The following is a 24,512-nucleotide window of genomic DNA, read 5'->3' on the forward strand; positions in this document are numbered from 1 at the left end:
GTTTAAATTGTAGATTATTATAAATTAAAATACCTACAAGGTTTTAGAAACCTTGCAGGAAATAAAAAAACATAAAAAATGGAACAAACATTAAGATGGTTCGGACCAAATGACCCTGTTTCTTTACAAGATATCAAACAAACCGGAGCAACCGGAATTGTAACGGCTTTACACCATATTCCAAATGGAGAAGTTTGGAGCATTGACGAAATTATTAAGCGAAAAGTTGAAATCGAACACGAAAACGGTGATCCTAAAAAAGGTGCTTCTGGGTTAACTTGGTCGGTTGTAGAAAGTATTCCGGTTCATGAAGACATTAAAAAACAGACTGGAAATTATCTTCAATATATTGAAAATTATAAAGAAAGCATTCGCAATCTGGCTTTATGCGGTATAAAATGTGTTTGTTATAATTTCATGCCTGTTTTAGACTGGTCAAGAACCGATTTATCGTATACAGTTGAAGACGGGTCAAAAGCATTACGTTTTGACATTAATGCTTTTGCTGCTTTTGAATTGTTTATTTTAAAAAGACCAGGTGCAGAAAACGAATATTCTGAAGAACAAAAACAAAAAGCAAAAAGCTATTTTGAAGCCATGACTTCCGAAGATAAAGTAAAATTACAGCAGAACATTCTGGCTGGACTTCCAGGGGCTGAAGAAGCTTATTCAGTTGAAGATTTCTTGGTTACTTTAAGTGCTTATAATCATATTGACAGACAGGCTTTAAAGAATAATCTTTTTCATTTTCTGAAAGAAATTATTCCAGTTGCTGAGAGTAAAGGCGTTTTGATGGCGATTCACCCAGACGATCCTCCTTACCCAATTTTAGGCTTGCCAAGAGTCGTAAGTACCGAAGAAGATTTGATGGAATTAATGAACGCCGCTCCTTCTCCATCAAACGGATTTACAATGTGTACAGGTTCTTACGGTGTCCGTGCCGATAATGATTTGCCTGGAATTGTGAGACGTCATGGCGATAAAATGAATTTTATTCATTTAAGAAGCACGCAGCGTGATGAAGAAGGAAGTTTTTACGAAGCAAATCACTTAGAAGGTGATGTTGATATGTACGAAGTGGTAAAAGCCATTTTGGAAGTTGAAAAAAGAAATAACAGTCAATTGCCAATGCGCCCAGATCACGGACATCAAATGCTGGACGATTTAAACAAAAAAACAAATCCAGGTTATTCTGCAATTGGCCGTTTAAGAGGTCTGGCAGAATTGCGAGGATTGGAATTAGGGATCAAACGATCTTTATAATTTGTTTGCCACGAAGGCGCTAAGACGCATTTTTTTTTAAAGTCACAGATTAAAAGGATTTTTTTTTACGCAGATTTGACAAATTATAGCCGATTTTTTTTGAATAAATTATCTGCGTTTATCTGCTTAAATCTTTGTAAATCTCCGTGAAACAAAAAACTTTGCGTCTCAGCGACTTTGCGAGACTAAAAACACAAAGCTTTAAAAATCTTAGCGTCTTAGAGCCTTCGTGGCAAAACAAAAAAAAACTAACTAACCACAAACAACCACAAAACCATGATTCGCCAAGCCATTCTTATATCCTGTGGCTTTTTTATAAATACTTTGCTGGCACAGGAAATACCTAAAATTATTACTTCAAAAACGAATTATCTGCCAGATTTTAGTTATGCGGGGTATCATTTCGGCGAAAGCCAGATTCCTGAAACTAATGGAAAAGTTATCAATGCAGTTGATTTTGGCGTAAAAGCAAATGACGATTTAGACGATTCAAAAGCGCTTTTAAAAGCCTTTAAAGCCGCGAATGATGCTGAGGGAAATGTCATTCTGCAATTACCAGCTGGACGCATTATCTTAAGTGAAATTCTCTATATCGAAAGAAACAATTTTGTACTTCGTGGCGCAGGTTCTAACGAAAACGGAACTGAAATCTATTGTCCAAGACCGATGATGTATCTTAAAGATTCTGATGTTTTGGCTGAACTTCGCGAATATTTAACCACTTTTGATAAAAGACAGCGTGAAGCAGAAAACAATATTGATTTGCCTTTCTCGCAATATGCTTGGTCTGGAGGTTTTATTTGGACACAAGTTCCGGGCGAACGTGTAAAATCATATCTGGATAAATACGAACCAGAATCTAATCCGCTGGCGAAAGTCAGTTCGGGGAAAATGGGCGAACATATTATTACGGTTTCTGACATAAAAGGTTTAAAAGTCGGCGATATTGTAGAATTGCAACTTTTTAATAAAGATGGCAAAAATGGCGAAATCATCAACGATTTATATCAAGGAGCAAAAGTAAAACCGGGTTCGCATCATTGGAAATTTCCAAAACTTCCCATTGTGAGACAACAGGTTGTAATTACTAAAATCTCTGGTTCAAAAATTACTTTAAAAACACCTTTAACCATTTCAATTAAACCAAGTTATCAGGCACAATTGGTTGAGTGGAAACATTTAAATGAAGTCGGTATCGAGCATCTCCGTTTTACGTTTCCTGATATTCCGAGAGTTGCACATCATGTTGAACCTGGCAATAATGGTATTTTCTTGACTCGTCTTTTCAATAGTTGGGTTAAAGATGTGAAAATTACCAATGCCGACAGCGGAATTCTAGCCGAAGAAGTTGCTAATGTTACCATTCAAGACATCACAACCGATGGACCGCATTTATCGCATTACACCGTAACTTTAGGCGGCGTGCATAATGTTTTGGTTAAGAATCTCAAAATCTATAATTCTGCCGTTCACCCTTTAAGTTTCAACACTTTTGCGACTAAAAATGTGTATCAAAACTGCGAGATATTTACTGACCCACTTCTAGATCAGCACTCTGGAGCCAATCATCAAAATTTATTTGATAATATTACCGTTCACGTAAAAACAGACAAAAATAATAGTTACGCTTTGTTTGGCGGCGGAGGAGCCGATTATTGGAAACCTTCTCACGGGCCTTTCAGTACATTTTGGAATTTAAATGTTCAGGTTGAAAATCCAGATACATCAAAACCAGTTTTATTGTACGGGATGAAAGACGGCGCTTTAGCCAGAATTATTGGTGTTCACGGAAATTCAAAATTTGAAATCAAATACGACATAGATCCGTATATTGAATTTTTGAATGTACCAATTGAGAAGATTCCTTCTTTGTACGATTATCAATTAAATAAACGTTTGAAATAGGCTAAAATATCTGCCACAGATTAAAATGATTTTTTTTAGCCACGAATTCACGAATTATTAAAAAAATTAATTCGAACAATTCGTGAATTCGTGGCTAATTTTCAACACACAGAAAAACAATCTTTATAATCTGTGAAATCTGTGGCAAAAAAACAAAACTAAACGCTATGAAATATAAAATAGCTTTTCTCGCAATTGTATTTGTTTTCGGAAATTTGTTTTCCCAAAATAAATACCGTCTTAAAAATTTCTCTACAACAGACGGGCTTTCGCAGAGTTCTGTTATTGCCATTCATCAGGATAAATTTGGCCAGATGTGGTTTGGAACCCGCGATGGTCTTAATAAATATGACGGAAGCCGATTTACGATTTTCAGGAACGATACTACTGATAAATTTTCGATTAGCAATAATGATATTTTAGCCATTGAAGAAGACGATTCAGGAAAAATCTGGGTAGGAACTTATAATGGACTAAATTGCTATGACCCAATTTCAAACCGTTTTACAAGATATCTTCACACCAAAGCCAATCATACCATTAGCAATAATGCAGTTTGGAGCATGAGAGAAATTGGTGGCGAAATGTGGTTTGGAACTTCAAAAGGATTAACGATTTTTAATAAAAAATCAGGATTATTTACTTCCGTATTTCATTCTGATGATGATGCTTCTACTCTTCCAAGCAATAATATTCTCAGCATTTTAAAAACCAAAAAAGGTGAAATCTGGATTGGAACTACAAAAGGCTTATGCCAATTGACCAGTCGAAAAAATGGTAAATTATCTTTTAAAAATTATCCATTAAACACAACTGACTTACTAAACGTTCAATCGGTTATTGAGGACAAAGATGACAGCTTATGGGTTGGGACAAAAAACAAAGGACTTTTAAAATTCGATCTAAAAGAAAAAGCTTTTGTTTCTTTTTTACCGGCTGAAAAATACCGCGAAATCAATACCGACATTCGTTCTTTAGTGATTGACAATCAAGGTTCTCTATGGGTTGGCGCTTATGACGGAATTTATATTTTAGGTAAAGAGAAAAATATTCAAAAAATCAATAATAGCAATAATGCGAACGGAATCGACAAAGTAAAATCTATTTTTATGGATAAAAAAGGTTCTATTTGGATTGGCTGTTATTACAAAGGCGTAAATCTTTGGGACGTTTCGAATGTCAATTTCTCCAATTACAATCAGAATTCTAAAAAGATTCCGATGAGTTTTGATGTGGTGAGTTCGATTATTGCAGATAAAAACCAAAACATTTATTTTGGAACTGAAGGCGGTGGAATTAGCATTTACAATACAACTACCGAAGCTGTAAGTTATATCAATAGTAAAACTGGACAAACTCATAAAAATGATATCAAGGCCATGTGTCTTGCAGACGATCATATTTTATGGATTGGAACTTTTTCGAAAGGATTATCGGCTTACAATACCATTTCAAAAAGAATCGAAGATAACCGAATTGCATCTGATTTAACCGAATTACTGAAAGAAAGCGGTGTTTATTCTCTTAAAGCTGAAAATAAAATCTTATGGATTGGAACTTTTGGCAAAGGCTTAATTCGTTACAACACATTAGACAAAACCTACCAAATTATTGGAAATGACATCTCTAAACCTGTTTTTCTGACCAATAATATGGTTCGTAGTATTTTGATCGACAAACAAAATTCAATCTGGCTCGGAACACAAAATGGTCTAAATCGTATTTCGCTTCAAAATTTTGATTCTAAGAAATACCAAATACAACATTTCTTTTATGATCATTCGGCTTTGTCGGGAGATGATATTTTGACTTTGTTTGAAGATTCTCAGAATAAAATCTGGGTAGGAACAAAAGCTAAAGGGCTTCATGTTTTTGACGGAAAAAAGTTCACCAGAATCAATCTTAGAATTGGAAATACAGTTATTACCTCTATTCATTCGATTTTAGAAGATGATGATAAAAACTTATGGATCAGTACTAATCAGGGAATTATCAAGTACAATACAATTAAAAAATCGGTTGTTATTTACGATCAGAAAGATGGTTTGGCAAGTAATGAATTCAACGATAATTCGGCTTTAAAAGTAGGTTCCAATCAGTTTTATTTTGGAAGTCCGTCGGGTGCAACTTTTTTTGATGCCACAAAAATTTCCTTAAATAAGTATGCTCCACAGGTTTTAATTACCGATTTGAAAATTAAAAACGAGACAGTAAATGCGCATGATAAAGACGGAATCTTAGAACAGAGCATCGGCTATACTAAAACGATCACTTTGGATTATGATAAGGCAAATTTCTCGATCAGTTTTGCGATTCCAAATTACATTCGATCCAAAAATAACCAATACAGTTATCGTTTGGTTGGTTTGGAAAATAACTGGACAACGACTAAAAACAGTGAAGCTAATTTTGCGATTCAAAATCCGGGCACTTATACTTTTGAGGTTCGAGGCGCCAACAATGACGGCGTTTGGAATCAGGCTCCAACGACTTTAACCGTTATTGTAAATCCTGCTCCGTGGCGCAGTATTTGGGCATTTATGCTTTACGGAATCATAATTGGTTTAGGTTTATATGGCTTGATTTGGATTATGAAATCGAAAGCGAGATTGAAACAAAAACTCGAACTAGAATATCTGGAAACGCAGCGTATTGAAGAAAACAACAAGCTGAAACTAGATTTCTTTACCAATATTTCGCATGAATTTAGAACGCCTTTAACTTTGATTTTAAGTTCCGTTACAGCAAATTTTAGCCGATTACAATGGAACCAACGAAATGTATAAAAAGCTTTTGGTTATTGAAGGAAGCGCGAATCACCTTTTGAGTTTGATTAACCGTTTAATGGATTTTAGAAAACTGGAAAATCATCAGGTTACGCTGGAATCTGCAAACGGAAATATTGTCAAATTTACCAAAGAAATCTTTCTTTCATTTATCGAATACGCCAAAGATGGCGGTTATGAGTATTTGTTTGAAACTGAAAACGAAGAGATTCTAGTTTATTTTGACCGCTATAAACTGGAACGCGTATTTTATAATCTGATTTCAAATGCTTTTAGATATACTCCAAAAGGCGGTTCAATCAAAATTAAAATCAACCACAATCAGCAGAATCTTTTTATCGCCGTTGAAGATTCGGGCGTAGGAATTGCCGAGGAACATATCGACAAAATATTCGATCTCTTTTTTGAAGTTCCGACACATAATCAGGTTCAGAAGAATTACAATAAAGGAACAGGAATCGGGCTTTCGATCGTTAAGAACATTGTTGAACTTCATAAAGGAAAAATTGATGTTACCAATAAACCTTCTGGCGGAGTTATTTTTAAAGTGACTTTACCGCTTGGGCGTGAACATCTTCTGGACGACGAAATTATTCCTGATTTTAAAATCAGTGACGATATTGCACAATATACAGCCCAATTAGAAACTTCAGAAATTGTAGAAAATGATGATCTCGAAGATTTAATTGTCAACGAAGAAAAACAGACTATTTTACTTGTTGAAGATCATAAAGTTTTGAGAAAGTTCATGAAAAACCTACTCAAAAAAGACTACAATATTATCGAAGCCGAAAATGGTAAAATTGCTTTAGAAAAAGCTTTAAAATTTGTTCCAAATCTGATTATCAGCGATGTAATTATGCCAGAAATGGTGGGAACTGAATTGTGTTCACGAATCAAAGAAAACATCAAAACCAGTCATATTCCAGTTATTCTGCTGACTTCAAGATCTTCATTGGTTTACAAATTTGAAGGATTAGAAAGTGGTGCCGATGATTACATTAGCAAACCATTCAATTTAATGGAATTCAAGCTTCGCGTTAAAAATCTTCTGAATACAACGGAACGTTTGAGAATCAAATTTTCAAGCGAAGACAGTTTTATTCCGTCAGAAATTACGGTTTCTTCTCTAGATGAAGAATTATTGAAAAAAGCATTCAAGATTGTAGAAGAAAACATTTCAAACGAACAATTTGATATTCCGTTTTTCTGTTCAGAATTAGGCGTAAGCCGAACGATGTTATTTTTAAAAATCAAAGCTTGGACCAATTGCACGCCAAATGAATTCATACATGAAATCAGATTAAAACGTGCGGCTCAATTATTAGAACAAAATAAATTAACCGTTTCTGAAATCAGTTATAAAGTCGGTTTCAACAATCCAAAATACTTTAGCAAATGCTTTCAGAAAAAGTACGGTGAAACTCCATCTCAATATGCTGACAAATTTTACGAAAAAACCTTCTGATGTATTCCTGCAAGGTTTTGAAAACCTTGCAGGGTTAATTATCATAAATTTTAAAAACCTAGTGTTTTAAAGGCTTAAAAAAGGGTATCTGTATTTTTAGATACCCTTTTTTGTATTTCTATTTCTTTTTCGGCCTATACATTTGTGGTATGAAAATCAAAAAAACAAAATTCTTATTGCTGCAAATTTTCTTTGTCATCATCATAATCGGAATGAGTTTATTGCTTTTCTACTTTATCTAACTTATTAACCCTAAAACCAAAAAATGAATGTTTACAAACCACAAAAACAAATCGTTTAAATGGTGTTTTCTAGTATCTTTTTTACTGGTAAATATCGTGATGCATGCACAGGAACGAAAAGTAACTGGAAAAATAACTTCCAGCGAAGACTTGCTCGGGCTTCCTGGTGCTAATGTCTATATCAAAAACTCCTCTGTAGGCGCTTCTGCCGATATGGATGGAAATTATACTGTAATTGTAGGAGAGAAAAATGCTGTTTTAGTTTTCAATTTCGTAGGATTTCAATCGGTCGAAGTTCCAGTTGGAACCAAAAATGTTATCAATGTAAGTTTAAAACCAGATACAAAAGCGCTTGACGAGGTTATTGTAGTAGGTTACGGAACACGTAAGAAAAGTGATATTACGGGATCTGTATCTTCTGTAACGGCAAAAGAACTGACGGCTTTTCCTGTTTTAAATGCAGAACAAGCTTTACAAGGTCGTGCAGCCGGTGTTTCGGTAATGACCAATAATGGTGGCGAACCTGGAGCTCCAACAAAAATTAGAGTGCGTGGAGGAACTTCTATTAATGCCAGCGGAGATGCACTGATTGTCGTAGATGGTTTTGCAGGTGTTTCTATGCCAGCTCCTCAGGACATTGCTTCTATTGAAGTTTTAAAAGATGCTTCGGCAACTGCCATTTACGGATCTCGTGGATCTAACGGGGTTATCATGGTAACAACTAAAAAAGGAAAACCAGGAAAACCAGTAATTGAGTTTAGCAATTCGACTTCTATTCAATCCGTAAATAATAAATTAGATTTATTAGATGCAGATCAATTTGCGGCTTATAGAAAAAGTTTTACTACGCACACGCAAGGTGCACTGCAAATACAGACTGGCAAGATGAAATTTATCGTGAAGGAATGATTTCGAATACGCAATTGTCTTTCTCAGGCGGATCTGAAAATATAAGATATTATGTTTCTGGAACGTATTTCAATCAAAATGGAGTTGTAATCAATTCTGGAATTGACAAATACACGATTGTAGGTAATCTTGAAGCCGATTTAACTCCAAAATTTAAAGTAGGCTTAAACACTTTTACAAGCAAGCAGAACAAAGAAGGAATCGTAAGCCAGACAAGTGCTGGAGGAACTGGTGCGGCTGGTGTAATTGCTTCTGCATATCGTTTTATGCCAGATAAAGGAATTTACAACGCAGACGGAACTTATACAACAACTGCTCCAATTGGTGACGATATTGATAATCCATACGCAACGGCAATGGAAAATATTTTGGAAACTGTTTCTATCGTAAACCGAAACAATTTCTTCGCTCAATATCAAATTACTAAAGATCTTGATTTTAAAACTACTTTAGGTTTAACCGATAATAATTCGCAAACAGGAAGATTTATTCCTTCCACTTTAATTGCTGGAAAAAACATCAAAGGAGAAGCCTCTGTAAACAACACAAGATTTTCTTCTTTCTTGACAGAGAACTATTTGACTTTCAAACGCGAAATTATCGACAAAGGAATGCTGACAGTTCTTGGAGGATACTCTTACCAGAAAAATAAAAACGAAAATTCGTATGCCGCTTCAAGAGGATTTCTGACGAATACGAATTCATACAGAAATTTAGGTGCTGGAACTGTTTTCTTGAAACCTGATTCTGGTTTATCTGAAACTGAATTAATCTCTGCTTTTGGAAGGTTGAATTTTGATTATGCCGACAAATATCTATTGACATTCACAGCCAGACGAGATGGTTCTTCAAGTTTTAGTCAAAACTACAAATACGGAACTTTTCCTTCAGGAGCAATTGGATGGAATATCAGTAAAGAAAACTTCTTAAAAGATAATAAAACGGTTTCAAACTTAAAATTAAGAGCAAGTTACGGAGCAACAGGAAACCCTTCGATTGGAGCTTATTCTACTCTTTCTAGATTTTCTGAAATCTATTACGTAAGTGGCGACGTGATTACAAATGCGGTACAATTAACTTCATTAGATAATCCGAATTTAAAATGGGAAACGTCATACCAACAAGATTACGGAATTGATTTAGGTTTGTTTGATAACCGAATCAGCATTACAGCAGATTATTATAAAACGATTACTAAAGATTTATTGTTCAACAGGCCACTTCCTGGAATTTCTGGAATTGCTTCTCAGCTTCAAAACGTGGGAGAATTAGAAAATAAAGGATGGGAATTAGGAATTAATACCAGAAACTTTATTGGTTCTGATTTTACTTGGTCAACAAACTTTAATATCTCTTCAAACAAAAACAAAGTTTTAAAATTGGCTGATAACAAAGATCTTTTAATCAACTCTGCTCCTGGGCATTTCTTAGCAACAGAATCGCAAATTTTAAGAGTTGGACAGCCAGTAGGTTCTTTCTTCGGATTTATTTATGATGGCGTAATTCAGCAAGGTGAAGCAGTTTTGCCAGGAAACTTTGAAACTGTTGCAGGTGGTGAAAAATTTAGAGATGTAAATGGTGACGGAAAATTGGATTCTCAAGATAAAACAATCATCGGAAATCCAAACCCAGATTTCATCTTCGGATTCAACAATGACTTCACTTATAAAAATCTTGACTTGAATATCTTCTTTCAAGGTTCGCAAGGAGGTCAAATCTTAAACTATACTTTGATGGAACTAGCTTCTGGAAATAACAACGCTACAACTGAAGTTTTAGATGCTTGGACACCAACTCATACCGATACAAATGTTCCTGCAAATGCAGCGAGAACAAAAAGAATCACTTCAAGATTTGTTTATGATGGAAGTTATATCCGTTTAAAAAACGTTTCTATTGGATATAGTTTAGATGAAAAAGTTGTTTCTAAAATGGGATTAAGCAAAGTTCGTTTTTACATCAGTGCACAAAACCTTTGGACCATTACTGATTATCCAGGAACAGATCCTGAAACGAATTACTTGAACGACACGAATTCTAGAAGTAATACCAATTTAGGATTGGATTATGGAGGATATCCAAACGTAAGAACATTTACAGCAGGATTCAATTTAAAATTTTAATCTAAAACAATTATGAAAAAATATATAGCTCTTTTTTGCTTTGGAACAATGGCGTTTTTTAGCTGTTCTGATCTAGAAGAAAAACCAATAGGAATTATTCGTCCAGAGAACTTTTTTAATAATACAGACGATTTGCAGGCTGCTGTAAATGGTGCTTTTGCCAACATTGGTCACAATAATTATTGGGGAAGAGAATTTACAATTGCCCTTATGCTTCGTGACGACATGTCTGATATTGGCGACAGAACAACGCAAGCGGCTCGTATTGATGTAAACGATATGTCAATGAATGACACCAATGCGCTTGTGGCAAACTTTTGGCCTCAATCGTATGTAATTATCACAGCCGCAAATCAGGCGATTGAAGGCGCTAAAAAAACACCTGGCGATCCAGCAAAAGTCAACGCTATTGCGGCTCAAGCGTATTTTGCAAGAGCTTTTGCTTATTATCATTTAGTACGCCTTTTTGGTGATATTCCGTATGTTGATTTTGTGGTGAATGATGTGAATCAGGTAAACTCGATTGGAAAAACAAAAGAAGCAGATGTTTACCCAAAAATTATTGCCGATTTAGAATTTGCGAAACAATGGCTAGAGGATAAACCAAAAGTAAAAGCTGTTCCTGGAAAAGGTACTGCTGCAGGATATTTAGCGTCTGTTTATTTGACTTTAGGAAATTTTCAAAAAGCATATGATGAAGCAAAATTTGTAATTACCAACGAAGCTAAATTTGGTTTAGGTTTGGATGCTGATTTTCAGGATTTATTTAACGCTACTAAAACAGCTTCTTTAAAAGAGCCTCTTTTTACAATTGACTTTAATAACTTAACATCAGGAAATTACGGTCAGGATTATACCGCGTTTTTTACAGGATCGTTAAAAGATGACAGTTATAGTTACGGACAAGGATTCTCTGTTGCCGTTCCGTCTTTAAAAGTATTCAATACTTGGGATCAGAGAGATTATAGAAGAGCGGTAAGTTTTGATACCATCATCAGAAAGAAAACCGAACCGGGAGGAGCATTACAAGTCTTTCCTTCAAGCGATAACGAAAAAGCACCTCGCCCACACATTGCCAAATATTTCCGTTTTCCAGGAAAAGCAGGTGCTAATGGAAGAACTTCGCAGCACAACTACATTACCATGCGTTTTGCAGAAGTTTTGCTGACGGCAGCAGAAGCTTTAAACGAAATTAATCCGGGAACAACAGAAGCTAATGGTTATGTAAACCGTGTTCGTGCAAGAGCTCGAAATAAAGCAGGAAAACTGGTTTCTTTCCCAGCAAATGTTACTCCAGGTTTATCTAAAGATGCTTTTAGAAAAATGGTTATTGATGAAAGAAGATTAGAACTAGCCTTTGAGTACGTTAGATGGTATGACATTAAACGATTAAAAATGGGACCTGAAGTATTTGGAGCAAGTGGTTTAGAGCCTCACGCTAATTTTAATCCTGAAAAAGATTACTTATGGCCGTTGCCAGGAACCGAATTGGCTATTAATCCGAATTTAAAACCAAATAATCCTGGTTATTAATTGAACGCGGATGCCACTGATTTGTTATTGCAATGATTATCATGTTTTAGTTTCACGCAGATCAAAAAAGGATTTTAGCAGAGAACGCAGATTTTTAAACGTATTTTAAAATTTCAATAATCTTATAAACATAGATTATTCAAAAAAATCTATTTTAAATCTGCTTCAATCTGTACAAATCTGCGTGAAATAAAAAAATCCGTGTAAATCAGCGTGTTCGCGATAGCGAATCCGTCAAATCCGCGTCTAAATATCAAGATCACAATATATATATATTATTTTAATATGAAGAATGTCAGTTTCATTTCTTTAATTCTTGGGTTTGCATCGCTGGTAACAGCGTGCAAATCCGGAATTAATACTCAAACAAAAACTATCTCAGCAGCGACAGAAAAACTAGAAACGCGTTATAAAATGTTACTCGATTATCCAGTCGATTCGATGTCTATGCCGAGAAGTATGAATATAAAAACTCTTGAGATTCGCAAAGTGCCGTCGAGAGATTGGACAAGCGGCTTTTTTGCTGGAAATCTTTGGCAATTATACCGATTAACAGGCGATTCAAAATATAAAGAACAAGCTCAAAAATGGACTCCTTTCAGCAAAAAAGAAAGTGTCAATAGTAATTCGCATGACGTAGGTTTTAAAGTGTTTTGCAGTTTTGGAGAAGCGCTGAAAGTGGAAAACAAGAAAGAATACGAAGCGGTAATTGTTAAAGGTGCTGAAACTTTATGCACAAGGTTTAATCCAAAAGTGGGTTCTATCCGTTCTTGGGATTTCAACAAAGAAATTTGGGATTATCCAGTTATCATCGACAATATGATGAATCTGGAATTGCTTTTTGAAGCATCCAAAATATCTGGAAATCCAAAATACCGCGATGTTGCGATTAAACACGCCAATACAACTTTGAAAAATCAGTTTAGAGAAGACAATTCATGTTATCACGTTATCGATTATAACCCAAATACGGGCGAGGTTAGAAAGAAAACCACACTTCAAGGTTACAATGACGATTCGGTTTGGGCACGCGGCCAAGGATGGGCAGTTTACGGATTTACTATGTCGTATAGATATACAAAAGATCCTGCTTATCTAAAACAAGCAGAAGCAACTGCGAAGTTTTTTATGACAAATAAAAACCTTCCAAAAGACGGAATTCCGTATTGGGATTTTAAAGATCCTAGTATACCAAATTCAGCACGCGATGTTTCGGCTGCAATGGTGATGGCATCTGCTTTATATGAATTGCATGGTTATACCAAAAATGACAGTTATCTGGCTTTCGCCGATAAACTGATGGCTTCGGTACAAACGGATAACTATATTTTAGATACTAAAATTAAAGCACCTTTTCTTTTTGACCACAGTACAGGAAACTGGCCAAAACACGATGAAATTGACGAACCTATAATCTACGCCGATTATTATTTTTTGGAAGCTCTATTAAGAAAAAGTGGCAAAGTAACAAAGTAGCAAAGCTTTTCTGCCTTTGTACTACTGAACCTTGAAATCTTTGAGCCTTTGAACCTCTGAACCTAAACACACATGAAGAAATATCAACACAATACATTTTCAATTTTTGCGCTTTTTGTTTTGTTTCAAATTTGTCTGAGCAGCAGTTTTGCTCAGACAAAGATGAACATCAATGACAATTGGCTTTATTTAGAAAATGACACTCAAAAACTAAACGAAGCGCAAAAAGCTTCCAACTGGACTTCTTTAAACTTACCTCATACTTGGAACGCCGAAGATGCAACCGATTTATACCCTGGTTACAGACGCGATGCCAGTTGGTATCAGAAGAAATTAAATATTGAGCAAATCGATAAAAACCGTGTTTATTCATTATACTTTGAAGGTTCAAATGTAACCACAAAAGTATATGTAAACGGCAAAGAAGCTGGTTCGCATATTGGCGGTTATATTGGCTTTTCAATAGACATTACCAACTTTATTAAAGAAGGAAACAACGATATTTTTGTTCGTGTGGATAATAGTTATGATATTGAAATTATTCCGTCTCAAAAAAGTGATTTCTTTATTTACGGAGGAATCACGCGCGATGTGTGGCTAGTTTCGAAATACAAAAATCATATCGAAAATATCAAAATTACAACTCCTCAGGTTTCTGCCAAAAAAGCTTCGGTGCAAATTGTTTCTACTTTTGTAAACCCTGAGAATTCAAAAGATTTATCGTTAACCGTAACACTTAAAACTCCGAAAGGGAAAAAAGTGGCAAGTAAAACCGTTTTGGTTTCAGATAAAACTTCGACAATTACTTTCGAAAACATCAAAAACCCTGAACTTTGGGATACTGAAAAACCAAATTTATATGCATTAACCGCTGTTTTATCAGAAAAAAATCAAATTAGAGATAGCGTTTCCGAAAAAGTAGGTTTTAGATGGTTTGAGTTTAAAGATCATGGCCATTTTTACCTTAACGGAAAACGTTTGTTAATTCGCGGTACACATCGTCATGAAGAACAAGCTGGAGTTGGCGCTGCTATGAGCAACGAACAGCATTGGGCAGATATGAAATCGATTAAGGAAATGGGCGCTAATTTTGTTCGTTTAGCACATTATCCGCAAGATCCTGAGATTTACAAAGCTTGTGACGAACTAGGTCTTTTAGTTTGGGATGAATTGCCTTGGTGCCGTGGCGGAATTGGAAATGAAGTTTGGAAAACGAATACGAAAAATATGCTTGAGGAAATTATCAATCAAAATTACAACCATCCGAGTATTATAATTTGGTCTTTAGGAAACGAAATCAACTGGCTTCCTGATTTTCCTGACGGAGATAACGCAGATAAAACCAATGTGTTTTTAAATGAATTGAATGATATTGCTCATAAACTTGATCCGACAAGAAAAACGGCTATTAGAAAATATTATGAAGGTTCACATATTGTAGACGTGTTCTCTCCTTCTATTTGGTCGGGCTGGTATTCAGGAAGTTACAAAAGCTACCAAAAAGCAATAGATGTTTATAAAAAAGAATACAAGCATTTTATTCATGCCGAATATGGTGGAGACAGTCATGTTGGGCGTCACAGTGAAAATCCTGTTACTGGCGAAAATGTAATAAAAGCTGAAGGTTGGGAAGAAGCGATTGTACAGACTAAAGTCGCTAACATTGCTCAAATTGGTGATTGGAGCGAAAACTATATAGTTGATTTGTTTGACTGGCATTTGCATATATCCGACAATGATCCAACGTTTGTGGGAAATATTCAGTGGGCATTTAAGGATTTTGCAACGCCGCTACGTCCGGAAGATGATATTCCGTATATGAACCAAAAAGGTCTTACGGATCGAAACGGAATTCCGAAAGATGCGTATTATGTTTTTAAAAGTTATTGGGCGGTAGCACCTTTCGCTTACATCGAATCGCATACTTGGACAGAACGTCAAGGTCCAGAAAATACGCCAAGAACAATCAGCGTTTTCAGCAATTGCGAAAAAGTAACGCTATTTCATGATGGTAAATCTTTGGGAGAAAAACAGCGTAATCTTTCCCTTTATCCTGCAAATGGTTTAACTTGGGATGTCAATTTTAAAAAAGGAGAAAATGTCCTAATTGCCATTGGTAAAAATAAAGATGGGAAAACAGTTTCTGATACCATAAAAGTCAATTATCGTTTCAATAAAAATGATACGGCTTCTTCGCTGCAATTATCATCAGAAAAATTAAAAAACGGCAATTATCTGGTTACGGCAATTGCAATTGATAATAATAATTTACGCTGTTTGGATTATGAAGCGAGTGTCTATTTTCAATGTCTAAAAGGCGGAAAAACATTAAAAAACCAAGGAACTCCAACAGGCAGCGAATCTATAAAAATGGCAAACGGAAAGGCTTCTATCGAAGTTATTCCTGATGGTTCTGCCAATGCGATTGAAATGACGGCGTTGAACCAGAGTTTTAAAGGGGAATATTTGAAGATTCCAGTTGAGTAAAAAGATTTTCTAGCCACTAAGGCGCAAAGGCGCAAAGTTTTTTTTCATTTCACGCAGATTTGGCAGATTATAGCAGATTTTATTATTATAAATATCTGTGTTTATCTGCTGAAATCTTTTAAAATCTGCGTGAAATAAAATCATTTTCATCCTTATAATCTGTGGCTATAAATAAAAATCTCCGTGGCAAAAACAAACAAATACAAATTAATACCAAAAATGAAAAAACTATTAACCGCATTACTCCTAACCTTTTCTGTTTTGGGATTTGCACAAAATCTAATTTCCAATGTTCAAAACCGAAATACCACTTCGCTAAATGGAACATGGAATTACATTATCGATCCTTACCAAACTGGCTTTTACAGCTTTCACCTTGACCAATACGATAAACAGGAAAAACCAGCAAAAGGAGCCTTTTTTACGAATTACCATGCTCAAAACAAACAGGAATTGGTAGAATATGATTTTGATAAATCGCCAACAATTACGATTCCTGGCGATTGGAATTCGCAGGTTACAGAACTGAAATATTATGAAGGAAATGTATGGTTTAAAAAGTCTTTCGATTATAATTTAGCAGCCAACAAACGTCTGTTTTTATATTTGGGCGCTATCAACTATAAAGCTGATGTTTATTTAAACGGAAAGAAACTAGGAACTCACGAAGGCGGTTTTACTCCGTTTAACTACGAAGTGACTTCGATTGTTCAGCCAAAAGACAATTATTTGGTTATAAAAGTGGATAATACACGCCATAAAGAAGATGTTCCGACTGTGAATACAGATTGGTGGAATTATGGCGGCATCACGCGCGATGTAATTTTAATTGAAGAGGAATCTTCATTTGTGGAAGATTACAACATTCAGCTTAAAAAAGGTAATGCAAATGTGATTTCAGGTTTTATCAAAATCAATAATTTGAATGCATCAAAAAATCAGATTTCAATTTCTATTCCTGAATTGAAAATCAATTTTAAAGGAAAAGCGGATAGTAATGGAGTTTTAAACTTCGAAATTCCAGCGAAAAAGATCTCTTACTGGTCGCCAGAAAGTCCGAAATTATATGATGTTACCATTGACTTTAACGGAAAAAAATTAAATGACAAAATTGGTTTCAGAACAATTGAAACGCAAGGTGATAAAATCTTATTAAACGGAAAAGCAGTCTTTTTAAGAGGAATCTCTATTCACGAAGAAAATGCAAAAGGCGGACGTGCTAATTCTGAAGAAGATGCGCTGCGTTTACTAAATTCGGCAAAAGAATTGGGTTGTAATTATGTTCGTTTGGCGCATTATCCGCATAACGAAAACATGGTTAGAGAAGCTGATAAAATGGGATTAATGGTTTGGGAAGAAATTCCGGTTTACTGGACTGTTGAATTTACTAATAAAAATACGTATCAAAATGCCCAAGATCAATTAACGGCTGCTATTACAAGAGATAAAAACAGAGCGAGTATTGTGATTTGGTCTATGGCAAATGAAACTCCAGTTTCTGACGCTCGAAATACTTTTATCACGAATTTGGTCAATCATACAAAATCATTGGATAATACAAGGTTAATTAGCGCCGCTTTATTAACGCATAACGGAAAGATTGACGACGAAATTGGCAAATCGCTTGACATTATTGCTTTCAATCAATATTTAGGCTGGTATGGCGGTAACTTAGAAAATGCTGAAAAAACATTCTGGACTACACCATACAACAAACCTGTTTTCGTTTCTGAATTTGGAGGTGATGCAAAAGCGGGCTTTCATGGAGAGAAAAACGAACGTTGGACAGAGGAATATCAGGAATATTTATACATTCAGAATCTAAAAATGATTGAAAAAATTCCTCACTTAAGCGGGACAAGTCCGTGGATTTTGGTTGATTTTAGATCTCCGAAAAGATTGCTTCCAGGTATTCAGGACGGTTACAATCGTAAAGGCTTAATTTCAAATGATGGTGAAAAGAAAAAAGCGTTTTATATTATGCAGGATTGGTATGCAAAAAAGAAAAAGGAATATTAAAAAATTATTCTAGCAGAACGTTTATCTGTAGAAGACGCACTCCAGTGCGTCTAACGTATTGTAAATGCCGCTGTGTAGACGCACTGCAGTGCGCCTCTACGGAAAATAGGATCGGAAATAGAATTGTTTTATCAAAACTGTTACCAATTCATTAACAAAAAACAAACTGTAAATTATATGATTTTTCTTCATTATTAACTTACTTTGTAGTTATTCTAAAAATTGTAATCCTATGAAAAAAATTTATTTACTGGCAGTTACATTGTTTGCTGCCTTTACAGTTCAGGCACAAGAAGTGGTGAAATTTGCTCCATTAGACAACAGCCCTGTTGATATTTCTTATTTCCCAAACAAGGCGGTTAAATTTAAAAAAACAGATAATCCAAATCCGGTTATCAAAGTTACTTACGCAAGACCTTCCGCAAAAGGAAGAACTATTTTTGGCGATGTTGTAAAGTTTGGAGAAATCTGGAGAGTTGGTGCTAATGAAAATACAGAGATTAAATTCTACAAAGATGTAACTATTGGCGGTAAAAAAGTTCCTGCAGGATATTACAGTTTATTTGCTATTCCAGAAAAAGATAAATGGACGATCATTATCAATAAAGAATTGGATTTATGGGGTGGTTATGCTTATGATGAAAGCAAAGACGTTGTAAGAGTTTCTGTTCCTGTTAAATCTGTAAGCGAAACGATTGAAGCTTTATCTATTGCATTTACAACTCAAGGTAATGTAACAAATCTTGTTATTGGATGGGATAAAACAACTGTTGAATTACCAATTACGATTAAATAAGTTTTAATGATATATGCCACGAAGGCACAAAGTCGCAAAGTTTTCTTAAGCTTTGCGACTTTTTTTGTTTAATTTCAAAAGACATTAAGATTTATGCAAGATCTCAAAGCTTTATCACGCAATCTTGTCATTTCTGTAAAGGTTAGATAATTCGGTAACAAAATTTAACTTTAATAAATTTTGTTGCGATGAGAAATAACAGTCAGGATTCGACATTAGAGAGAAACTATTTAGAGAAATATCGTTTTTTAATAAGAGAATACGAGCAGGTAAAAAACAAGACTCATCCAGTGCATAAAAAAGCAATGGATTTTTACACAGCAAATGATACCTGCCGAAAAAGTTTTTTAAAGTATTATAACCGCTATAAGCAAAGTGGTAAGGCTGTAGATTTATTGCCTCAAAAGCGAGGTCCAAAATATAAAACCAGGCGCCCTTTGCCTTTTATAGAGCAAAAAGTAGTTGAATTAAGAGAAAAAGGAAACAACAAATATGAAATTGTTAGTATCTTAAATCCCAAATTAGGAAAACATACACCATCATATTCTGGAGTTTATAATATTTTAAAACGGCATAAAATAAATAGATTAACTCCGAAGATTAAAAAGAATCATCAGAAAATAATCAAAGAAAGAATGGGACAGCTGGGTCATATTGATTGCCATTACTTAAGTAAAAGCATAATTCGCGGAGAAAACAAAAAACTGTATTTAGTCTGTGTAATTGATGATTACAGCCGGATTGCCTGGGCAGAATTGGTTCCCGATATAACCAGTTTAACCGTAATGTTTGCTTCATTAAAATGCTTAAATATTCTAAGCAGCCATTATGAAATAAAATTTGAAGAGTTATTATCTGACAATGGAGCTGAATTTGGAATTAAAACAAGCAAGGTAAAAAATCAGCATCCTTTTGAAAGAATGCTTATGGAACTTGGGATCGTACACAGATACACCAGACCTTACCGTCCGCAGACAAATGGTAAAGTAGAGCGATTTTGGAGAACTCTGGAAGAGGATTTATTACGAGATACTGACTTTGATTCTCAAGAAGAACTAAAAGAGGAACTGCTGCAATATTTATATTATTACAATCATGAAAGACCACATCAGGGAATTGATGGAAAAAAGCCAATTGAAATGATAAATACGTTACCGAAATAAGTAACTTTTACAATTTCGACGAAGGAGAAATCTCCGTAAGTAGCTCCGCAGTAATAATCCATTCTTTGTCGAGTTTCTCGCGAAGATTTCTCCTTCGTCGAAATGACAAAAATGAGGTTATTTCACAAAAAAAATCCCTTTAAGTTCTTATTCTCAAAGGGATTATTGTAATTGTTTTTTTATGCTTAAACCTTTGCGGTTTCTATAATTTTATCTAATGTAATTGGTAAATCTCTAACACGTTTTCCGGTTGCATTGAAAACCGCGTTTGCAATTGCAGGTGCCATTCCTACTAAAGCTGTTTCTCCCAGACCTTTTGTTCCCATTGGATTACTTATTGGGTCTTTTTTATTGACGAAGAAAACTTCTTGTTTTTCAATATCTGCGTTTACAGGAACATGATAATCAGCGAAATTATTATTGATTGGGCGACCAAAACGATGATCAATTTCTAAAGCTTCCATTAATCCCATTCCGATTCCTCCTACTGCTCCACCAAACATTTGCCCTGCAGAAGTTTTTTGGCTGATTACGGTTCCAATATCAGCACAAGAAACCACATGAGCCAATCTTATTTTACCCAAATTCGGATTCACTAATACTTTTACAAAATGAACCGAAAACGAATAAATGGAATATTTCTTCGCTTCTTCCGCGGCTTTAGAAAGATTTTCTACTTCAAAATCTTCCAATTTATTACTACTTAAGAGCGCCGCTAATGTAACCGATTTAGATTTGTCTTTTTTAGAAGAAACTGCACCATTTTCAAAAGTTAAATCTGTTAGAGCGATTCCTTTTAAAGCAGAATTTTTACTTCCCAATTCAATTATTTTATTCAGCAATAAATTACAAGCATCATGAACCGCCGAACCAACAGACGAAGTCGTTGCCGAACCACCTTGCGTTAGGCCTTTTGGCAATCCGCTTTTTCCCATTTCTATAACCACATTTTCAGCTGGCAAACCAATTACTTCAGCTCCAATAGCAGTCATCATAGTTGCCGTTCCGGGTCCCATATCATTTACACTGCATTGCAATACCAAATCTCCATTAGCCAAAAATTTTGCCTTTACAGAAGTTGGGCTTCGATAACAGCCGAAAGTTCCAGTTCCCATTCCGTAACCCACTAGCCAGTTTCCTTCTTTAACAGAACCCGGTTCATTTTTACGGTTTTTCCAGCCAATACGTTCCATTCCGCCTTCGTAACATTCTAAAAGAAATTTACTACTCCACGGTTTATTTTGTTCCTGATCTTTTTCGGCATAATTCAGCTTGCGAAATTCAATCGGATCTAAGTTTAATTTATAAGCCATTTCATCCATTGCACTTTCTAAGGCAAAAGAACCTGTCGCCTCGCCCGGCCCACGCATCCAGATTGGCGTGCACGTATCCAAAGGCACAATTCTGTAACGTGTTGAAACATTGGCACAATCATAAATAAATCGGGACATATTTACGGTACCTTCCATAAAATCCTCATAGCTTGAAGTCATTGCAACCGCTTCATGCGTTAATCCAGTCAGTTTTCCATCTTTAGTTGCCCCAAGCCCCATTTTCTGAATCGTGTAAGGTCTGAAACCAACATTGGTAAACATCTGTTCGCGATGCAGTACTAATTTAACTGGACGATTTAGTTTTTTAGCTCCAATTAAAGCCGCTATTTCATACGGCCAAGTATGCAATCCCATTCCGAATGCACCGCCAAGATATTCAGCATGAACTTCAACATCTTCGACAGGCACTCCAAAAACTCCGGCAACACTTCTACGCGTTCCCTCGACACCTTGACTTTTGGTATATAAAATGGGTTTATTTCCTTCCCATTTGGCTATGATATTCGCCAACTCCATCGGGTTATGCACCTCGGTTGGAATCGTATATTCGGTTTCTAGAACAACCTCAGCATTTTTATAACCATCATGTTCTCCGCGATGATAATCATTTCCTTTATCGGTTTCGACTTTCTTTTCTTTTTCAGCCGCTTTTTTAAGTTCTGTCGAATGTTCCTCTTTAAAATAATCCGCTTTAATTAAACTCGCTGCATATCGCATACGTTCAAAAGTATCCGCAATTACCAAAGCAATCGGCTGATCGTAATACAAAACCGAATCATCCTTAAAAATCTGCAAGGGCTGACCAAAATTATGCTTGTCTTTTGCTTTTTCGTAGCCAGAAGGTTTATCCACATTTAAATGCGTAATCACCGCCAAAACTCCTGGCGCCCATTCCGCTTTTTTAGTATCAATGGTTTTAATTCTTCCTTTCGCAATCGTACTTCCTACCAAACAGGCATAAACAACGCCTGCTGTTTTATATTCTGCCGAATAAGTTGCTGAACCCGTTACTTTAGCAAATCCGTCAACTCTATTAATATTACTTGTCTTGCTCATAATTTAATTATTTTGATGCTGCTATTGTAAGTGCTTCTGCTACTGCATTCTCTCCAAGCGTTATTTTAAAATTATTATCCCCGAATCCTTTTCCACCTTTCATAGACAAATGGCCTGCTTGTTTAAATAGATCTTCAGAAACTGTTTTTCCTTTCAGGAATTTTTCTGTTTCAGTCAATCGCCATGGTTTATGTGCCACACCTCCCATAGCCAATCTGACATCATTTATGGTATTATTTTTTATATCTAAAGCCACAGCAACAGACACTAATGCAAAAGCATAACTCGTCCTGTCACGAACTTTAAGATAATGCACATTTTTAGTGAAATTATTATCTGGAATTTCAACAGCAGTAATCAATTCTCTGCTGTCAAGTGTATTGTCTTTTTCTGGTGTATTCCCAGGAAGTTTATGAAAATCAGTAAACTTAATTTCTCGTTTTCCTTTTGGCACGATCTACCAAAACTGTTGCATCGAGCGCCGCCAAAGCCACACACATATCACTTGGGTGAACGGCAATACAACTATCCGAAGTTCCAAAAACAGCCGCCATTCGGTTAGAACCGCCAATCGCACCGCATCCGCTTTTTGGAACACGTTTGTTGCAAGGCATATCGGTATTGTAATAATAAGAACATCTCGTTTTCTGCAGCATATTACCTCCAACTGTCGCCATGTGACGAATTTGCTGAGAAGCTCCAGCAGCTAATGCTAACGCTAATAAAGGATATTTTTCTTTAATAGAAACATCTTCGGCAACCTGACTGTTTTTTGCCAATGCACCAATCGAAACTTTTCCTTTTAAAAATTCTATTTTCTTTAAGTCTAATCCGTTAATGTCTACTAATTTATCTGGAGCGACGATATTCTTCTTCATCAAATCCACCAGATTGGTTCCTCCCGCAATAAACATAGAAGAATCATCTTTTGCTTTTCCTGTAATTGCCGAAGAAGATGACAAAGCTTTAATTATCTGAAAGTTTTTCATATCTCCTTTCCTCCTTCCTTCACTTCCGTTATGGCGTCAACGATATTATGATAAGCACCGCATCTACAGATATTACCACTCATATATTCACTGATTTCTTCTCTACTATTGGCATGTCCTTCTTTGATACAAGCAATTCCCGACATGATTTGTCCTGGAGTGCAATAGCCGCACTGAAAACCATCATGCTTGATAAAAGCTTCCTGCATTGGATGCAGTTTTTTTACTTTCGAAAGTCCTTCAATCGTAGTTACCTGTGCGTTTTGCTGCATCGTTGCCAAAGACAGACACGACAAAATTCTAGTTCCATTTACATGCACCGTACACGCGCCACATTGTCCGTGGTCACATCCTTTTTTGGTTCCAGTAAGCTGTAACTGTTCGCGAAGCAAATCCAATAACGTAGTTCTTGGCTCAATATTCAGATTGTGTTTTGTGCCATTTACTTCAATAGAAAGCGGTACTGTTTCTAAATATTCCGCTATTTTTTCATCCCATTTCTTTTCTGTAGCCATAACCAACGAAGGCGGCGTCAGGGCAAGGGCGGTAAAAAGTCCTGATTTCTTTATAAAGTCACGACGCGAATTGGAATCTTCGGGTGTTACTTTATTCTGATTTGTTTTTTTAGAAGCCATTCAATCTATTTGTTAAATTAGCAAATTCGCTTTTGTCATTCTAACAAATTTAGCGATCTTATGTAAGAAAAAATTATAAAATTCAAACATTACTCTTATTTAGAATAATTACAATTTTGTTTTTTTCTAACGCAAAGTGCGCAAAGGCTCAAAAAGAAGAAATCTCGCAAAGTCACAGAGACGCAAAGTTTTTTAAAACATATAAGTATTATAAGTTCAATTAAGAGAAAACTTAAAATTCTTACATCACTTATATGGTCATTTTTTGCATTAAACTTTGCGTCTCTGCGACTTTGCGAGATTATAAAATTGTATTTTTACCATATTA

16 protein-coding genes are annotated in these 24,512 nt (G+C 35.5%); 12 read left to right on the plus strand and 4 right to left on the minus strand.

Annotated elements, in window-relative coordinates; genetic code table 11:
• Window positions 1–78: 78 nt before the first annotated feature.
• From uxuA to ACPWTF_RS02450, 12 genes are all read left to right on the plus strand, one after another.
• Window positions 79–1,263 carry a mannonate dehydratase gene (gene uxuA, locus ACPWTF_RS02395; RefSeq protein ID WP_427874244.1) on the plus strand — a complete coding sequence of 395 codons (1,185 nt, stop codon included), beginning with the start codon at window positions 79–81 and terminating at the stop codon, window positions 1,261–1,263.
• A gap of 276 nt (window positions 1,264–1,539) precedes the next feature.
• On the plus strand, window positions 1,540–3,168 hold the full coding sequence (locus tag ACPWTF_RS02400; RefSeq protein WP_427874245.1) for a hypothetical protein: 1,629 nt from the start codon (window positions 1,540–1,542) through the stop codon (window positions 3,166–3,168).
• A gap of 167 nt (window positions 3,169–3,335) precedes the next feature.
• Window positions 3,336–5,954 carry a ligand-binding sensor domain-containing protein gene (locus ACPWTF_RS02405; protein ID WP_427874246.1) on the plus strand — a complete coding sequence of 873 codons (2,619 nt, stop codon included), beginning with the start codon at window positions 3,336–3,338 and terminating at the stop codon, window positions 5,952–5,954.
• Window positions 5,947–7,422, plus strand: a complete 1,476-nt coding sequence (locus ACPWTF_RS02410; protein WP_427874247.1) for a hybrid sensor histidine kinase/response regulator transcription factor — start codon at window positions 5,947–5,949, stop codon at window positions 7,420–7,422. Before ACPWTF_RS02405 ends, ACPWTF_RS02410 begins: the two co-directional genes overlap by 8 nt.
• A 269-nt stretch (window positions 7,423–7,691) precedes the next feature.
• A complete protein-coding gene (locus ACPWTF_RS02415) occupies window positions 7,692–8,573 on the plus strand; it encodes a TonB-dependent receptor plug domain-containing protein (protein WP_427874248.1) in 882 nt (293 codons plus the stop codon).
• A complete protein-coding gene (locus tag ACPWTF_RS02420) occupies window positions 8,570–10,696 on the plus strand; it encodes a SusC/RagA family TonB-linked outer membrane protein (protein ID WP_427874249.1) in 2,127 nt (708 codons plus the stop codon). The genes ACPWTF_RS02415 and ACPWTF_RS02420 overlap by 4 nt, the downstream gene beginning before the upstream one ends.
• Window positions 10,697–10,708: 12 nt before the next feature.
• Entirely contained in the window at window positions 10,709–12,229 is a 1,521-nt protein-coding gene (locus ACPWTF_RS02425; protein WP_427874250.1) for a RagB/SusD family nutrient uptake outer membrane protein, read from the plus strand.
• 285 nt (window positions 12,230–12,514) lie between these two features.
• Complete coding sequence (locus ACPWTF_RS02430) at window positions 12,515–13,705, plus strand: glycoside hydrolase family 88 protein (protein WP_427874251.1); 1,191 nt, start codon at window positions 12,515–12,517, stop codon at window positions 13,703–13,705.
• A 72-nt stretch (window positions 13,706–13,777) separates the two neighbouring features.
• Entirely contained in the window at window positions 13,778–16,192 is a 2,415-nt protein-coding gene (locus ACPWTF_RS02435; protein ID WP_427874252.1) for a glycoside hydrolase family 2 protein, read from the plus strand.
• A gap of 219 nt (window positions 16,193–16,411) precedes the next feature.
• Window positions 16,412–18,211 (plus strand): glycoside hydrolase family 2 protein, encoded by a 1,800-nt coding sequence (locus tag ACPWTF_RS02440; RefSeq protein WP_427874253.1) that lies wholly within the window; start codon window positions 16,412–16,414, stop codon window positions 18,209–18,211.
• Window positions 18,212–18,443: 232 nt separating this feature from the next.
• Entirely contained in the window at window positions 18,444–19,007 is a 564-nt protein-coding gene (locus ACPWTF_RS02445; RefSeq protein WP_427874254.1) for a DUF2911 domain-containing protein, read from the plus strand.
• Window positions 19,008–19,195: 188 nt separating this feature from the next.
• On the plus strand, window positions 19,196–20,170 hold the full coding sequence (locus tag ACPWTF_RS02450) for an integrase core domain-containing protein (protein ID WP_427874255.1): 975 nt from the start codon (window positions 19,196–19,198) through the stop codon (window positions 20,168–20,170).
• 185 nt (window positions 20,171–20,355) lie between these two features.
• Here ACPWTF_RS02450 and ACPWTF_RS02455 read toward each other — a convergent pair whose 3' ends face one another.
• From ACPWTF_RS02455 to ACPWTF_RS02470, 4 genes are read right to left on the minus strand one after another with little or no spacing between them, the layout of a single operon-like run.
• Window positions 20,356–22,560 (minus strand): xanthine dehydrogenase family protein molybdopterin-binding subunit, encoded by a 2,205-nt coding sequence (locus tag ACPWTF_RS02455; protein ID WP_427874256.1) that lies wholly within the window; start codon window positions 22,558–22,560, stop codon window positions 20,356–20,358.
• 7 nt (window positions 22,561–22,567) lie between these two features.
• Complete coding sequence (locus tag ACPWTF_RS02460; RefSeq protein ID WP_427874257.1) at window positions 22,568–23,014, minus strand: FAD binding domain-containing protein; 447 nt, start codon at window positions 23,012–23,014, stop codon at window positions 22,568–22,570.
• The gene (locus ACPWTF_RS02465; protein WP_427874258.1) at window positions 22,989–23,549 is read right to left on the minus strand and encodes an FAD binding domain-containing protein; all 561 of its coding nucleotides are present in this window, start codon (window positions 23,547–23,549) and stop codon (window positions 22,989–22,991) included. Before ACPWTF_RS02465 ends, ACPWTF_RS02460 begins: the two co-directional genes overlap by 26 nt.
• On the minus strand, window positions 23,546–24,184 hold the full coding sequence (locus ACPWTF_RS02470) for a 2Fe-2S iron-sulfur cluster-binding protein (RefSeq protein WP_427874259.1): 639 nt from the start codon (window positions 24,182–24,184) through the stop codon (window positions 23,546–23,548). The genes ACPWTF_RS02465 and ACPWTF_RS02470 overlap by 4 nt, the downstream gene beginning before the upstream one ends.
• Window positions 24,185–24,512: the final 328 nt, after the last annotated feature.

The organism is Flavobacterium sp. MMS24-S5, assembly GCF_050320125.1.
Taxonomy (GTDB): domain Bacteria; phylum Bacteroidota; class Bacteroidia; order Flavobacteriales; family Flavobacteriaceae; genus Flavobacterium; species Flavobacterium tyrosinilyticum.

Excerpts from the sequence above, each read along its gene's own strand:
- ACPWTF_RS02420 (WP_427874249.1), top strand. The coding sequence starts at position 8,570 with ATGATTTCGAATACGCAATTGTCTTTCTCAGGCGGATCTGAAAATATA.
- ACPWTF_RS02445 (WP_427874254.1), top strand. The coding sequence starts at position 18,444 with ATGAAAAAAATTTATTTACTGGCAGTTACATTGTTTGCTGCCTTTACA.
- ACPWTF_RS02410 (WP_427874247.1), top strand. The coding sequence starts at position 5,947 with ATGTATAAAAAGCTTTTGGTTATTGAAGGAAGCGCGAATCACCTTTTG.
- ACPWTF_RS02465 (WP_427874258.1), bottom strand. The coding sequence starts at position 23,549 with ATGAAAAACTTTCAGATAATTAAAGCTTTGTCATCTTCTTCGGCAATT.
- ACPWTF_RS02400 (WP_427874245.1), top strand. The coding sequence starts at position 1,540 with ATGATTCGCCAAGCCATTCTTATATCCTGTGGCTTTTTTATAAATACT.
- ACPWTF_RS02470 (WP_427874259.1), bottom strand. The coding sequence starts at position 24,184 with ATGGCTTCTAAAAAAACAAATCAGAATAAAGTAACACCCGAAGATTCC.
- ACPWTF_RS02425 (WP_427874250.1), top strand. The coding sequence starts at position 10,709 with ATGAAAAAATATATAGCTCTTTTTTGCTTTGGAACAATGGCGTTTTTT.
- ACPWTF_RS02405 (WP_427874246.1), top strand. The coding sequence starts at position 3,336 with ATGAAATATAAAATAGCTTTTCTCGCAATTGTATTTGTTTTCGGAAAT.
- uxuA (WP_427874244.1), top strand. The coding sequence starts at position 79 with ATGGAACAAACATTAAGATGGTTCGGACCAAATGACCCTGTTTCTTTA.
- ACPWTF_RS02435 (WP_427874252.1), top strand. The coding sequence starts at position 13,778 with ATGAAGAAATATCAACACAATACATTTTCAATTTTTGCGCTTTTTGTT.
- ACPWTF_RS02440 (WP_427874253.1), top strand. The coding sequence starts at position 16,412 with ATGAAAAAACTATTAACCGCATTACTCCTAACCTTTTCTGTTTTGGGA.
- ACPWTF_RS02430 (WP_427874251.1), top strand. The coding sequence starts at position 12,515 with ATGAAGAATGTCAGTTTCATTTCTTTAATTCTTGGGTTTGCATCGCTG.
- ACPWTF_RS02455 (WP_427874256.1), bottom strand. The coding sequence starts at position 22,560 with ATGAGCAAGACAAGTAATATTAATAGAGTTGACGGATTTGCTAAAGTA.
- ACPWTF_RS02415 (WP_427874248.1), top strand. The coding sequence starts at position 7,692 with ATGTTTACAAACCACAAAAACAAATCGTTTAAATGGTGTTTTCTAGTA.
- ACPWTF_RS02450 (WP_427874255.1), top strand. The coding sequence starts at position 19,196 with ATGAGAAATAACAGTCAGGATTCGACATTAGAGAGAAACTATTTAGAG.